We start from the raw sequence: 14,556 nt of genomic DNA, 5'->3' as shown, positions 1-14,556 counted from the left end.
GGCCGCGGGAGACGTCATCACCGTGTCGGAATCTGGATCAAAAGGTCAATCGATTAATCGATCTACTCGGCCGATCGGTGTCGATCGGCCGGCCGGTCAGCCGGTTGCCGTGAAGACGAACGAGAACTCGGCGGGCGCCGCGTTCAGGAAGTACCGCGGCAGCGGGCCCGGCCCGCAGGACTGGGAACCGAGACCGTGCTGACCGTGGTCGAGGTTGACCCACACCGTCTCGCCCGCCGCGAGGTCGGAGAGATGCCGGGCGGCGTCCAGCTGCTCGCTCGTCCAGCGTCGTGCCGTGAACCAGAACTCCGGGTCGCCTTCGACGCGCAGTCCGCCGAGTTCGGCCCAGCGGACGTCGGCGCGGGCGCCGTTCTCCTGGGGGCGGACATACGGCGTCTGCATATCGTCGACCGTCGACTGCCAGCGGCCGATCGTCGACGCTGCCCTGCTGTCCGGATAGGCCTCGCCGGGGCCGCCGCCGAACCACGTCAGCCGGTCGGCCTCGGAGAGCCCGAAGCGGACGCCGAGGCGGGGCAGCGGCACCGTCCAGTCGCCCTCCGGGGTCACGGATACGGTCAGCTGTACACGGTCGCCGTCCGACGACCACCGGTACACCGTCGCCAGGCCTACCTCCCAGGCGGCCGGCGCCACCCGGGTCCGTACCGTCAGCGCGTCCGGGCCGACCTCGACCGCGTCCAGCCGGTGCCGCATCCGGTGCAGGCCCAGCTTGCGCCAGAGCAGGCCGTGCCGGACGTCCGACTGCCAGGGCGCGCCGTCGTCGTTGTCGGTGGTCGCCCGCCACACGTCCAGACGCAGCCCGGTCACCTGCACCGAGCCGATGGTCCGCAGCTCGCCGGTGCGGGCGTCGAACGAGGCCGGGCCCAGCGTGATGAGCGCTTCGCCGACGACCGGGACGGCGGTCGCGGTGACCGACGGCAATGTGCGTGCGGCGACGGGAACCTGGCCCCACGCCACCACATGCCCCTCGGACGCCCAGGCGGTGTCCTCGGCCAGCAGCGCCCGGACGGTCCAGCCCGTCTCCGCGCCCGCCGGGGCGTCGGCCGGCGGCTGCGGCAGTTTGACGTCGGCCGACTCGCCCGCCGCCAGCGCCGGCACCGTCAGGTCGCCCGACGCGACGGTCTCGCCGTCCACCTGGAACGCCCAGGTGAAGGCCAGGGCCGACAGGTCGGCGAAGTCCTGCTTGTTGGTGACGCGGACGGTGCCGTCCTCGGACCCGGTGAGGGCGACCGGCTCGATCACCTTCTTGAACTCGGCGAGGCCGGGAGACGGGGTGCGGTCGGGCAGGACCAGGCCGTCGCAGACGAAGTTCCCGTCGTGCAGTTCCTCGCCGAAGTCCCCGCCGTAGGCGTAACCCAGCTCGGGGTGCTTGATGCCGTGGTCGATCCACTCCCAGACGAACGCGCCCTGGAGCCGGTCGTGCGCCTCGAAGATCCGCTGGTAGTCGGCCAGTCCACCGGGACCGTTGCCCATGGCATGGGCGTACTCGCAGAGGATGACGGGCAGTTGGCGTCGACGCAGGGTGCCGCCGTCCAGCCCCCGGCCTATCCGCTCCACCTCCTCGTGGAAGGCGTACATGCGTGAATAGACGTCCGTGTCACGGCAGTCGATGTCGCCCTCGTAGTGCACGAGGCGTGAGGCGTCGCGGCCGTGGATCCAGTCGGCCATCGCGGTCAGACCGCGCCCGGTGCCGGCCTCGTTGCCGAGGGACCAGATGACCACCGACGGATGGTTCTTGTCCCGTTCGACCATGCGGGCGGCGCGGTCGAGGAGGGCGGGTGTCCATCGGTCGTCGTCGACCGGGTTGTCCCGCCAGTCCTGCTCGACGAAGCCGTGGGTCTCCAGGTCGCACTCGTCGATCACCCACAGCCCGTACTCGTCGCACAGATCGAGGAAGGCCGGGTGGGGCGGGTAGTGCGAGGTGCGCACGGCGTTGACGTTGTGCCGCTTCATCAGCAGCACGTCCTCGCGCATCGTCTCCGGATCGAGGGCGCGGCCCGTTTCCGGGTGCCACTCGTGCCGGTTGACGCCCTTGAAGAGGATCGGCCGGCCGTTGACCTTGATCAGGCCGTCCGCCAGCTCGACCGTACGGAAACCGATGCGCAGCGGAACCCGCTCGCCCTCGGTCACCAGCTCGCCGTCGTACAGCGTGGGCGTCTCCGCCGTCCACGGTTGAACCGCTGCCGTGACCGCTTCCCCCGTCGGGACGTCGATGCCCAGCGCGGGGACGGTCACCCGCCCGTCGACGTCGGACTCGACACGCAGGGTGCCCTCGGCCGAGACGTGGTCGTAGGAGGCGTGCACGAAGAAGTCGAGCACGCTGCCCGCCGGGCGGTGCAGCAGCGTGACATCACGGAAGATGCCCGGCAGCCACCACTGGTCCTGGTCCTCCAGGTACGAGCCCGCCGACCACTGGTGGACCCGGACGGCGAGGACGTTCCCGCTCGGCCTGAGCAGATGCCCCACCGCGAACTCGTGCGCCAGCCGCGAGCCCTTGAACTCGCCGATGTCCGTGCCGTTCAGCCAGATACGGGCGCAGGACTCGACACCGTCGAAACGGAGAACGAAACCGCCTTCGGAGACATCGGGCCACTCCTCCGGCAGGTCGAAGACCCGCAGATGGTCGCCGGTCGGGTTCTCGGTCGGGACGCGGGGCGGGTCCACCGGGAAGGGGTAGAGGTGGTTGGTGTAGACGGGCGAGCCGAAAGCGCCTTCGCCCTGCAGCACCCAGTGTCCCGGGACCGTGACCTCGGCCCAGTCCCCGGCGTCGTACCCCTCCTCGGCGAACGAGTCGTCCTCGGCGTCGGCCGTCGCCGACACACGCAGCCGCCAACGCCCGTTCAGCGACAGCGACTTCGCGTCCGAGGACGCGTACCACGCGCGGGGCGGAAGGGCCCCGGCGCCCGGCGAGACGTCTTCTACGTAACCGATGTCAGTGGTGGTGCGGAAGGACATCTGTCTCCTAGCTCAGCCCTTGATGCCGGTCTGTGCGATCCCCTGCACCAGCCAGCGCTGGAGGAACAGGAACACGAACACCAGGGGCAGGATGGAAAAGGCGGTGGCCATGAAGATCAAATGGAAGATCACGGTCTGGTTGGTCATGTAGTTGGAGAGCGCGACCTGGACGGTCCACGAACCCGGGTCCTGGCCGATGACCAGCGGCCACAGGAAGGAGTTCCAGCCGTTGATGAAGGTGATGGTCGCCATCGCCGCGAAGAAGTTCAGCGAGTTGGGCACCACGATGCGCCAGTACGCACCCCAGTAGCCCAGTCCGTCCACGCGCGCGGCCTCCTCCAGCTCCTTGGGGAACCCCAGGAAGTACTGCCGGAACAGGAAGCAGGTGAAACCACTGAACAGGCCCGGGATGATGAGACCCCGGTAGGTGTCCACCCAGCCGAGCGACGACACCAGTACGAAGCTCGGGACGAAGGTGACCGCCGTCGGCACCATCAGGGTGCCCAGGACGGCGTAGAAGACCTTGTTGGCGTGCTTGTACGGGATGCGGGCGAGAGCGTAACCCGCCAGCGAGCACACCAGCAGGACGCCGATGGTGTGCAGGGTGGCCACGACCGCCGAGTTCCACAGGGACTGGCCGAACGGCACCGTCTCGTCGGTGAACAGTTCGCTGATGTTTCCCCACTGGATGTCCGTGGGGAAGAATTTCCAGTTCTCTCCGGTGATCTCGGCGTCGGTGGAGAGGGCGTTGCGCAGCAGGAGATAGAACGGTACGAGGAAGAAGAAGGCGGCGGACCCGGTGGCGATGTAGAGGCCGGTGGAGCTCATCACGCCGCCACCGCGCCTAGTGCGACGGGGCTTGTCCGTGGACGGAACGGGTTCCTGCACCTCGGGCATCGTGGTGGTCACTTGGACTCATCCCCCCTTCCGAAGCCCAGGAACTTGCCCTGGAGCAGGGTCACGGCGCAGATCAGCACGGTCAGGATGACCGCGCCGGCGCTGCCGGAACCGTAGTCCTGGCTCTCGCCCAGGGCCTTGTAGTACAGCTCGACGAGGGGCGGACGACCCCAGGTGGTCTTCGACAGGAGGTTGAAGAACTCGTCGAAGGCTTGATACGCCGCGATGAGCAGCAGCAGGATCACCGCGGTGGACGTGGCACGCAGTTGGGGCAACGTGATGTAACGGAAGGTCTGCCAGCCCGGCTTGGCGCCGTCGATGGCGGCGGCCTCGTACAGCTCGCCCGGGATGTTCTGCAGCGCCGCCAGGAAGAGAATCATGTAGAAACCGGACTGCAGCCACAGTCGCGCGGAGACGATGACCACCCAGTACCAGGGCGGGTTGGGGTCGACCAGCCAGGCGATGTTCTCGATCCCGAACCAGCCGAGGACCGTGTTCATCAGGCCGAAGCGGACCCCGCTGAAGATGGACATCTTCCAGATCAGCGAGGCGGCCACGTAGCTGCACGCGGTCGGCAGGAAGAAGACCGAGCGGAAGAAGGCCCGCATGAAGCGCAGCCGGTTCACCAGCAGGGCCAGGCCCAGCGAGAGCGCCCAGGTGGTGGGCACGATGAACGCGGCGAAGGCGGTGAAGGTGCCGAGCGAGCCGACGAAGTCGTCGTTCGTCAGCATGTACTTGTAGTTCTCGAAGCCGACGAACTTGTCGGGGGTGACGGTGAAGCGGGCCTCGAAGAAGCTGAGCCAGAGGCTCCACAGGATCGGCGCGTAGACGAAGATCGCCAGACCGACGAGGAACGGCCCGGAGAAGAGCCAGAAGTTGAAGGTGGGACTGCCCCGCAGACCCCGCCGCGGTCTGGCCGGTGAGGCCTTCGCCGGGGCGGGGCGCGCGAGGTCGCGCGTTTTGGTCGTCGACATGTCGTGGTCCGTCCCGCGGCCTATCCGAACAGCTTCTTGAGCTCGCGGTTGACAGCCGCGTCGGCCTTGTCGAGCGCGGCTTCCGGGTCCATGTCCTTGCGGACGGAGTTGGCGAAGACGTCCTCGAGCGAGGTGATCATGGCCTGGGTCCAGCCGATGTTGTCGAAGTGGCCGAACTCGTTGAAGAGCCGGACGCCCTCAGCGGCGTTGCCCGACTTGAGCTTGGTGGCGGTCTGCGCGATCGAGGTACGCGGCGGAATGTGGAAGCCGAAGGACGTGGCCCACTCCTCCTGGTACTCCTTCTGGTCGATCCACAGCCACTTGACGTACTCCTTGGCGGCCTCGACGTTCTCGCCCTTGGCGTTGACGAACATCGACCAACCGCCGTTGTACACCGACTGCTTGCCGGAGTCGACGGTCTTCGGGAAGGGGAAGACACCCCAGTCGTCACCGAGCGCCTTCTGGATCGCCGGCATCGCCCACATGCCGCAGAACTGGATGGCGCACAGGCCCTGGTTGAGCGAGGAGGGGTCCCAGGACGCGGTCGGCGCGCCGAGGAGAAGGTGGCCGCTGGTGAACAGCTTGCGCATCTTCTTGATGCCCTCGATGACACCCGGGGTGTGGTAGGCGATCTCGTTCTTCTCGTTCAGGGTGTCCGCACCGGCCGACCAGATCATCGGGTTGATGACACTGTGCAGGTCGTCGCCCATGTACAGGCCCTTGACCTTGCCGGTGGTGAGCTTGGCGGCGGCCTCAGCCAGCTCGTCGAGCGTGGTCGGCACCTGGACCTTGGCCTTCTCCAGCATCGACTTGCGGTAGAAGAAGAACTGCGGGTCGTCGATCATCCGGACGCCGTAGATCTTGCCGTCGACCGTGTGCGACTTGATGTCAGCCGGGTTGAAGTCGCTCTTGACCGGGTCGATGATGTCGGTCAGGTCCGCCACCTGACCGCTCTTGATCATCTGGATCTGCGGGTGGAACTCGAAGAGGTCGGGCGCGCTCTTGGTGAGCAGCGTGGCGAAGAGCTTGCTCTCGAAGTCGGCGCTGGTGATCCACTGCGTGGTCACGTTGGCCTTGTCGTAGGCCTTCGCGTACTTCTTGATGGCCTGCTCGGTGCCCTGCTCGCCGTACGCGTGGAAGAACTGCGTCAGGCCGACGCCCGAACCGGATCCGCCGCTTCTGCCGTTGTTGCTGCCGCACGCGGCGAGCGTGCCGGCCGCTGCCATACCGGCGGCGGCCCTAAAGAGTGATCGGCGGGACCAGTTGCTGTTGCTCATTGCCGACATGGTGACGTCCTTGTCTCGAGTACGGCTGTGGCTGGGCGGCTTCGGCGCCAGATGGCTCGAATGGCGTTGCGGAGCGGGACGTTAACCTTCGGCTAAGGCTTCGGCAAGGGGTTGGACGAAGCCTGTTCGAAGCGTTGTGATCGGTTCGGAATGGCGAACGGTGGGGTGGGGAACGTGGGTGCTGGGCGGTTACGGAACGGGTAACGCGGCTGGTCCGAAGGTGGGTTGAGGGCCGCCGGTGGCCGGCGACCCTCGGTCAGTGGGTGGTTTTCCCCTACAGCTGCCGTTTTGACTGTCGCCGGACTACCGCCCGGCTGACGATCCGTGGGGTCGTTCAGCAACCGGGGATGGGCGGCGGCACCGGCGTTACGGCGGTTGTGCCGGTCACGTTGGCCGAGGCGGCCGCGCGGGCGCATCCGCCGTGCCTGTCGGTGCGCCTCACCACTGCATCCCTTCCCTCGTCATGAAGGCGGTGCGGTTTCGCCGGTTCATGCAGAGGGTGCGATACGGCTCCTGGCTCGCGTGGGGATGGTTCGCTTCGCGTTCCGCTGCCCGACGGACTGCAGCGCCCCCTCGAGCGCGAACGTCGCCGCACCCAGACAGGCCGGGTCACTGGGGATGGTGGAGAGGACGATCCGGTTGGCCGCCAGCGGCCGTTTCAGCGCGTGCCGGGCGACGGCCTCGCGGACCTCGTCGAGGAGGGGTTCGCCGAGCCGGGCGGCGACCCAGCTGCTCAGCACGACCACCTCGGGGTTGAGGACATTGACCAGGTTGGCGATGCCGGCGCCAAGGTAACGGGCGGTGTCGCGCACGACCTTGACGGCGATCGGATCGCCCGCGGCGACCCCGGCAGCCAGGGCGTCGACGGTGGCGGTCTGGTCCTCGGGATGCAACAGCGGGCTCTGCGGGCTCAGTTCACGCAGGTTCTGCATGATCCCGGGGGCGCCGACGTAGGTCTCCACGCAGCCGTGGTTGCCGCACCGGCACAGTCGGCCGTCGAGCACGAGCGTCGTGTGCCCCCACTCGCCGGCGCTGTTGCTGACCCCCCGGTGCAGCGCGCCGCCCAGCACCAGTCCGGCGCCGACGCCGGTGCCGAGGTTGACCACCACGGCGTCCCCGTGTCCGCGTGCTGCCCCGAACCACAGTTCGGCGACCGCACCGGCGCGCAGCGGGTTGTCCAAGTACAGCGGATACGCGATGTGTTCGGCGAGCAGGTCGAGCAACGGCACGTCGTGCCAGTCCCAGTTGGGCGCGTACTCGGAGATGCCGGTGGCGCGGTCCACCTGCCCCGGCACGCTCACCCCGACGCCGAGCACCCGGGCGGCCTCGACCCCGGCCTGCGCGACCACCGAACCGGCGGCCGCGGCGACATGGCCGACCACCTGCTGCGGGCGGCTCTCGCCGGGCCGCATGTTCTCCTCGGCGCGCGCCAGTACGTTCAGCGCGAGGTCGAACAACTCGACATGGACGTATGTTTCCGCGATGTCCACGCCGATCAACGCGCCCCCCGACGCGTTGACGGCCACGAGGCCCCGGGGGCGGCCACCCGCCGAGTCCTCGAACCCGACCTCCGTGATCATGCGGAGGTCGAGCAGTTCGCCGACGAGAGTGGCGACGGTGGCGAGCGAGAGACCGGTCGCGGCCGCGAGCTCCTGCCGGGAGGTGGGTGAGGTGGCGATGATCTGGCGCAGCACCTCGTAGCGGTTCGCGGTGCGGATGTCACGTGATGTGCCGCGCTTCATGGAGCGTGCCCTCTCATCCCTTCCGTCCCCTTCCTGCCGGGCAGGCCGATACGGCGACGGCACCGGCGCCGCGTCAGGTTATGGGGTGCCCCACGGTTCGACAAGGGGTTAGGAAAGGGGCTTTATTAAGTCGGTGGAAGTCAGCCGGAAGTCAGCCTTCCAGGACGTCCCGTACGAAGGCGTTGGTGAACTTCCCGGCCGGATCCAGTACCCGGGCCAGGGCCGTGAAGTCGGCTGCCCGGGCGTACCGCCCGCGCACCACGTCGGCCGGCAGCTGAAACACCTTGCCCCAGTGCGGCCTCGGCTCGAAGGGATCCAGCGCGGTTTCCACCGCCCGCACCACCGGCAGCACGGCCGCCGTGTCCTCGATCCAGGTGAAGTGGAACGCCACGGTGTCCCGGCCGTAGGAGGGACTCAGCCACTGTTCGTCGGCGGCCACGGTCCGCACCTCGCAGGTCTGCAGCACGGGGGCGACCGTCTGCCGTATCCCGTCGATCGCATGCAGCGCCTCGACGGCATGTCCGCGCGGCAGCAGATACTCGCTCTGCAGCTCGTTTCCGCTGCTCGGAGTGAACTCCGCCCGGAAGTGCGGCAGCCGCTCGTGCCACGGCCCCGGCACCCCGAACTGCTCGGTGCAGTTGATCGCCGGCATACCCGGCACCGGGTGCAGCGGCCGGACGGCGGGCGTCGCCCACGGGAAGTCGGCCAGGGGCTGGTCCGTGCGCCGCTTCACCCACACCTGCCGGAAGCCGGGCGCACCCCAGTCGGTGAACAGGCTGACGCTGTACGCCGCCCCCGCCACCGTCTCGAAGTCCAGCCCTTCCAGGGGAAGTTCGGTGAACAGGTGCTGCTCGACCTCGTAGCCGGGCTCCAGGTCGAGGACGAGCGCGGTGACCACCCCGAGGGCGCCCAGCGAGGTGACGGCTCCGCCGAAGCGCCGGTCGCCACGCCCGATGACGACGGTGGACCCGTCGGCGGTGACGATCTCCACCTCCCGTACGGCGGCGGCGAGCGGGCCGTTGCGGGTCCCGGACCCGTGCGTACCGGTCGCCACCGACCCTGCGACCGAGATGTGCGGCAAGGAGGCCATGTTCGCCAGCGCCAGCCCGTGCTCATGCACCCGGCGCGCCAGTTCCGCGTACCGGACCCCGCCCCCGACCCTTACGGTCCGGGCCGCGGTGTCGACCTCGACCTCCCCGGCCAGGGCGTCCAGCGACAGGAGCACTCCGTCGCCGCCCGGCTCGGCGATCTCGTTGAACGAGTGCCCACTGCCCAGCACCCGCACCCGCTCGCTTTTCGCCACGAGCGAGCGGAGCGCCTCGAGGGAGTCGGGACGGTGCAGCTCACCGGCGGCAAAGGTGATGTTGCCTGCCCAGTTGGTAACGGTTTCGGTCATGAGGTGATCCTTCCTGAGGAAACGGAAATCGGGAAGGCGCGGCCACAATTCGGTGGATCCGATACGTATGACTGATATGTCGGATCCTGGCCTTCGGCGCCGACGCCGACGGCGCGCGGAGCGGGGCCCCGGTACGACGGCCGGGTGGGCGGGGGCATACCGTGAGGAATTCGTACGCCTGAGCCGGGAGGAGAGACGGATGGGCAGCCGTACCGCGCTGGTCGAGGATCTGATGGAGCGGTTTCCGCATGTGCCGCGGGAGGCCGTCTTCAAGGAAGACCTGCTGCGCGGAGGCGTGGCCTTCGACCCCTCCGCCCTGAGTGACAACGAGTCGGGCGAGGTCAAGCCGAAGTCGTACTTCATCTTCTCCTTCGACCACGGCACTCTGCCCGAGCTCGGCGAGGCCGCGCTGCGCCGCCCACCGGAGGAGATCATCCTCACCGGTGGACCGTACGACCTGCGGCGGACCGTCGTGTCGGTGCGCGTGAACCCGGCCTCGCCGTACCGCGTCGCGGCTGACCACGACGGCCTGCTCGGGCTCTACCTCGACGGAACGCGCATCGCCGACGTCGGGGTGCCGCCGATGCCGGAGTACTACCGGCACAAGCTCTCCAACGGGAAGTCCGTCATGGAGGTCGCCCCCACCATCCAGTGGGGTTACCTCATCTATCTGACCGTTTTCCGGGTGTGTCAGTACTTCGGCGCCAAGGAGGAGTGCCAGTACTGCGACATCAACCACAACTGGCGCCAGCACAAGGCGGCCGGCCGGCCGTACACGGGCGTCAAGGACGTGGAGGAGGTCCTGGAGGCCCTCGAGATCATCGACCGGTACGACACCCAGAAGACGTCCACCGCCTACACGCTCACCGGCGGCGCGATCACGAAAACGGTTGCCGGGCGCGACGAGGCCGACTTCTACGGCCACTACGCCAAGGCCATCGAGGAGCGCTTCCCGGGCCGTTGGATCGGCAAGGTCGTGGCGCAGGCGCTGCCCCGCGACGACGTGCAGCGCTTCAAGGACTACGGGGTGCAGATCTACCACCCCAACTACGAGGTGTGGGACCGCCGGCTGTTCGAGCTGTACTGCCCCGGCAAGGAGCGCTACGTCGGACGCGACGAGTGGCACAAGCGGATCCTCGACTCGGCGGAGATCTTCGGCGCGCGCAACGTCATCCCCAACTTCGTCGCGGGAGTCGAGATGGCGGAGCCGTTCGGTTTCACAACCGTTGACGAGGCGATCGCCTCCACCACGGAGGGGCTGCGTTTCTTCATGTCGCAGGGCATCACGCCGCGCTTCACCACCTGGTGCCCGGAGCCCACGACCCCGCTCGGCAAGGCCAACCCGCAGGGTGCGCCGCTCGAGTACCACATCCGGTTGCTGGAGGCCTACCGCGCCACCATGGACGAGTTCGGGCTCTCCTCGCCTCCCGGCTACGGCCCGCCCGGACCCGGCCGTGCGGTGTTCTCCGTGAGTTCCTTCATGGACAGTCTTCCGGCGCAGGACGCGGCGACCGTATAGTCCCCGAAATCGGTGTCGAAACTTGGCGCCGGCGTTGAGCACGCGGCGGTTCGCGTCCGTACAACAGGTCGGAGTAACGGGCGCGGCCGCCCTCGGCTGTCCTGTCCTGGTGTCCTGACATGACATCTGAACAGGGCGCTTGTCAGTTGTGTTGGAAACGTGAAAAGCTCTGCCTCTGCCGCGAGGTTCCCCCCAACTCCATTGCCGTCATGGTGAGTTGACCTCGCTTGTGGATGCAGGAGACCCATGCCCGACCTGCCGACCCCGAAGGACGCCGCCGAGGCCGCGCTGTTCTCCGAGTGCTGGGACGCCGTCCTGTCGTACGCCGACCTGTGCACGTCCGGCTCGACCGCGGCGAACCAGTTGGCCCGTGAGGCGTTCGCGCTGGGCATACGTGAGGCCCGCGCCGCCGAGGACGGAACCGCGCGAGGCGCCGGCCGTCGCTCGTCCCGGCTGCCCCGGATCCCCATGCTGCTGACGGCCGTACGTGCCACGGCGGCCACCTGGGAGGCCCAGGGCCACGGCCATAAACTCGACCCCGACCTGCGCCTGTGGCTGAACTCCGGCAAGGCGGCGCGCTACGTCGGACCGCCCCTGAGCCGTCCCATCGCCCTGCGCGGCCTGCGGGACATGCAGGAACCGGACGCCGCCCTGCTGTGGCTGGCGGAGGTGGAGGCGCTTCCGCTGCACGCCGTGGTCCGCCGACAGGGCCTGGACCCGACCGCCGCGGTGGAGGAACTCAACCAGGTCCGCGGCCTGTTCCGGGACCGCTGCCACCGCAACCACCTCGACACGCCGATGGACGCGGAGTGCCGCAGTTACGTCCGGCTCCTGGACGCGGTCACCCGCTCGCCCGCGGCCGACACGCCGCCGGACCTCTCCCGGCACCTCGCCACCTGCGTCGAATGCGCCGAAGCCGCGGCCTGTCTGCGGCTGCACGGCGGCGGGCTGCCCGCGGCGCTCGCCCAGGGCGTCATCGGCTGGGGCGGCCTCGCCTACCTGGAGCGCCGCCGCCGCGCCTCCGAGGTGCGCCTCGGCCCCGGACGCCCCGAGACGCCCGACCCCGAGGGCGCGGCCGTACGGGCCGCTGCCGGCAGGGCGCGCGTGCGGCGCAACGCGCTTCTCGTCGCCGCCGTCCTCGTCTCCGGGCTGGCGCTCGCCGTGTCGATGATGCCCGGCGACAGCGGCGGTGACAGCGTTGCCAAGGGCGGCCCCACGGACAGCAGCCCGGTGGCCGGACCCGGCCCCTCCCTGCCGTCCGCCACACCCGACACCTCCGCCGCGCCGTCCTCGTCCGCCTCCAAGCCGTCCGCCGGCAGTACGGCGTCGGCGACGGACGGCGATGGCACCGGCAGGCCCGACCCGGAGCCCCAGGGCACCTCCTCGGCCACCGCCGGTACCGGCGCGGGCCCCGGGGGGAGTGCGGACAGGGCGGCCTGCGAGGTCCGCTACGACCTCGTCAACCAGTGGCCGGACGGCTTCCAGGCCACCGTCACCGTCACGACCTCCGACACCCTCGACGACTGGCGGGTGGCCTGGTCCTTCCGCGACGGCCAGCGGGTCGACCAGATGTGGGACGCGAGTCTCGCCCAGAACGGCTCCCGGGTCACCGCGACCGCGGCGGACTACAACCGGTCCGTCTCGGCCAACGGCACCCTCAGCTTCGGCTTCCTCGCCTCCTGGCACAACAAGAACAGCGCCCCGTACGCGTTCGCCCTCAACGGGAAGCCATGCACGACGTCATGACGTACCGTCACTGATCCGGGACGGAAGACAGGTGGCACCGGCATGCGGGCTGCCTCCAAGGTGAGGATCGCTTCACACGGCAGCCGTCGGCTGCCGTGGTCGGCCGAGCGAGAAACGGGAGGTGTGACCGATGACTGTCTACGCGAGGGCCGTTGCCCGCAACCAGAAGATCATCCACTCCACCTCCGTGGCCTCCGGCTGAAGCACTACCCGCCGGAGTTCCAGGCGGACGCGGTCGCGCTGCACTGAAAACGCATGGCCGGCCGATGCCATTCGTCTTCGGCGCCACGGCCGTACTCGCTGAACTGTCACCCTTCCGCGGTCGCGAAGAAATCGAAGTAGCAGCGCCCGAGTTCGGCAGGTGCTTCCAACGGGATGTTGTGCCCCGCCCGCTCGATCACCACAGGCGTGACGTTCACTGCGACTCGGGTCATCTGCTCCCCGGGCTCCGCGGCGAGGTAGGCCCGCCCCCCGACGGCCTGCGTGCCGGCCAGAAGCGCGAGCGGAACCTGATGAGGCTCCTCGACCAGCACGGCCTGTGACCCTGCCAGAAAATCGGTGGCGCCGGAATGCGGCCGCCTCTAGGGTGAGATCCGCTTCACGCAGTGGCTGTCGGCCGCTGCTGTCGGCCGAGTGAGAAACGGGAGGTGTGACCGATGGCTGTCTCTGTGATGGGCGCTGCCCGCAACCAGAAGTTCATCCACTCCACCTCCGTGGCCTCCGGCTGATCTTTCCTGTCTTCTTCGCGCCTGCGAGTGCGCGCGGCCGGGGCCGCCCCTGTGAAGGGTTCCCCTTGAATCGCTCTTCTTCTTCGGCTTCTTCCGCTTCGTCGCACCCTCTGACCCCGTACGGCTGGGACGAGGGCTGGGAGGCCGAGTTCGCTCCTCATGTCGAGCAGGGTCTCCTGCCCGGCCGTGTCGTCCGTGTCGACCGTGGCCAGTGCGACGTCGTGACGTCGGCCGGTACCGTCCGTGCCGACACCGAGTTCGTCGTTCCTCGTGACCCGATGAAGGTCGTGTGCACGGGGGACTGGGTCGCAGTCGACCCCGAAGGCGGCGATCCGCGGTACGTGCGGACGCTGTTGCCCCGCCGTACCGCGTTCGTGCGGTCGACGTCGTCCAAGCGTTCTGATGGCCAGGTGCTGGCCACTAACATCGATCACGTCGTCATCTGTGTGTCGCTCGCGTTCGAACTCGATCTCGGGCGGATCGAGCGGTTCCTGGCGCTGGCCATGTCCGCTTCGAGCGGTGAGGCACTGCTGCATAAGTCGGCACTCTCCTGGGAGTCCGGCGCGCAGCCCGTCGTCGTGCTCACCAAGGCCGATCTGGTGCCCGACCCGGTCGCGCTCTCCTACCTCGTGCAGGACGTGGAGACCAGTGCGCCCGGCGTGCCCGTGCTCACCGTCCGCGCCCGCGACGGCGAGGGCGTCGAGGAACTCGCCGCACTCCTCGGCCGGGGCACCTCCGTGCTCCTCGGGGCGTCCGGAGCGGGCAAGTCGACGCTCGCGAACGCGCTCGTCGGCGAGGACGTGATGGGCGTTCAGGCCACCCGCGACATGGACGGCAAGGGGCGGCACACCACCACCACGCGTAACCTGCTGCCGCTGCCCGGCGGGGGCGCCCTCATCGACACGCCCGGGCTGCGCGGCGTCGGCCTCTGGGACGCGGGCGGCGGGGTGGGCCAGGTCTTCTCGGAGATCGAGGAGTTCGCCCGGGGCTGCCGGTTCCACGACTGCACGCATGAGGTCGAGCCGGGGTGCGCGGTGCGCGCCGCCGTCGACGACGGGGAGCTGCCCCTGCGACGGTTGGAGAGCTATCGCAAGCTCGTCCGGGAGAACCAGTGGATCGTCGCCAAGTCCGACGCCCGCATGCGTGCCGACGTCCGCCAGGACTGGAAGCGCAAGCAGGCCGAAGGCCGGGCGGCGGGGGAGGCGAAACGTGGGCGGGCGTCATGGCGACCTGCTCCGCCTCGCTGAACCGGGTAAGCGTGCAGGTGTCCGCCTACTGGCCTACGCCGGCCTGAC

The 14,556-nt window shown here is 69.0% G+C and carries 10 protein-coding genes; 3 read left to right on the top strand and 7 right to left on the bottom strand.

The window, feature by feature from the left end:
• Positions 1–96: 96 nt before the first annotated feature.
• The 6 genes from ACIBTS_RS08585 to ACIBTS_RS08560 all read right to left on the bottom strand — a co-directional run bounded on the left by ACIBTS_RS08585 (position 97) and on the right by ACIBTS_RS08560 (position 9,268).
• Positions 97–2,973 carry a glycoside hydrolase family 2 TIM barrel-domain containing protein gene (locus ACIBTS_RS08585; protein WP_399317622.1) on the bottom strand — a complete coding sequence of 959 codons (2,877 nt, stop codon included), beginning with the start codon at positions 2,971–2,973 and terminating at the stop codon, positions 97–99.
• A 12-nt stretch (positions 2,974–2,985) separates the two neighbouring features.
• Positions 2,986–3,882 (bottom strand): carbohydrate ABC transporter permease, encoded by an 897-nt coding sequence (locus ACIBTS_RS08580; protein WP_399317620.1) that lies wholly within the window; start codon positions 3,880–3,882, stop codon positions 2,986–2,988.
• Positions 3,879–4,844, bottom strand: coding sequence for a carbohydrate ABC transporter permease (locus ACIBTS_RS08575; protein WP_399317619.1), 966 nt, complete (start codon positions 4,842–4,844; stop codon positions 3,879–3,881). The genes ACIBTS_RS08580 and ACIBTS_RS08575 overlap by 4 nt, the downstream gene beginning before the upstream one ends.
• Before the next feature lie 20 nt (positions 4,845–4,864).
• Entirely contained in the window at positions 4,865–6,121 is a 1,257-nt protein-coding gene (locus ACIBTS_RS08570; RefSeq protein ID WP_399317617.1) for an ABC transporter substrate-binding protein, read from the bottom strand.
• A gap of 497 nt (positions 6,122–6,618) precedes the next feature.
• Positions 6,619–7,872 (bottom strand): ROK family transcriptional regulator, encoded by a 1,254-nt coding sequence (locus tag ACIBTS_RS08565; RefSeq protein ID WP_399317615.1) that lies wholly within the window; start codon positions 7,870–7,872, stop codon positions 6,619–6,621.
• Positions 7,873–8,023: 151 nt separating this feature from the next.
• Entirely contained in the window at positions 8,024–9,268 is a 1,245-nt protein-coding gene (locus ACIBTS_RS08560; RefSeq protein WP_319673413.1) for an FAD-binding protein, read from the bottom strand.
• A 199-nt stretch (positions 9,269–9,467) separates the two neighbouring features.
• Here ACIBTS_RS08560 and ACIBTS_RS08555 point away from each other — a divergent pair, with 199 nt between their 5' ends.
• Positions 9,468–10,787, top strand: coding sequence for a radical SAM protein (locus ACIBTS_RS08555; RefSeq protein WP_319673414.1), 1,320 nt, complete (start codon positions 9,468–9,470; stop codon positions 10,785–10,787).
• Positions 10,788–11,033: 246 nt separating this feature from the next.
• Positions 11,034–12,533, top strand: a complete 1,500-nt coding sequence (locus ACIBTS_RS08550) for a cellulose binding domain-containing protein (protein ID WP_399317613.1) — start codon at positions 11,034–11,036, stop codon at positions 12,531–12,533.
• A 308-nt stretch (positions 12,534–12,841) separates the two neighbouring features.
• On the opposite strand, the gene ACIBTS_RS08545 is transcribed toward ACIBTS_RS08550, so the two are convergent.
• Positions 12,842–13,066: a hypothetical protein gene (locus ACIBTS_RS08545; RefSeq protein WP_399317611.1), complete on the bottom strand. Its 225-nt coding sequence runs from the start codon at positions 13,064–13,066 to the stop codon at positions 12,842–12,844.
• Between the two features lie 260 nt (positions 13,067–13,326).
• Between ACIBTS_RS08545 and rsgA the strand changes: the two genes are divergently transcribed.
• Positions 13,327–14,508: a ribosome small subunit-dependent GTPase A gene (rsgA, locus tag ACIBTS_RS08540; protein ID WP_399317609.1), complete on the top strand. Its 1,182-nt coding sequence runs from the start codon at positions 13,327–13,329 to the stop codon at positions 14,506–14,508.
• Positions 14,509–14,556 lie beyond the last annotated feature (48 nt).

The sequence above is a fragment of the Streptomyces sp. NPDC050121 genome, from assembly GCF_044460385.1.
GTDB lineage: Bacteria > Actinomycetota > Actinomycetes > Streptomycetales > Streptomycetaceae > Streptomyces > Streptomyces soliscabiei.
Note: the sequence above shows the minus strand (reverse complement) of the source record. Positions and strands in the feature narration are given on the sequence as shown.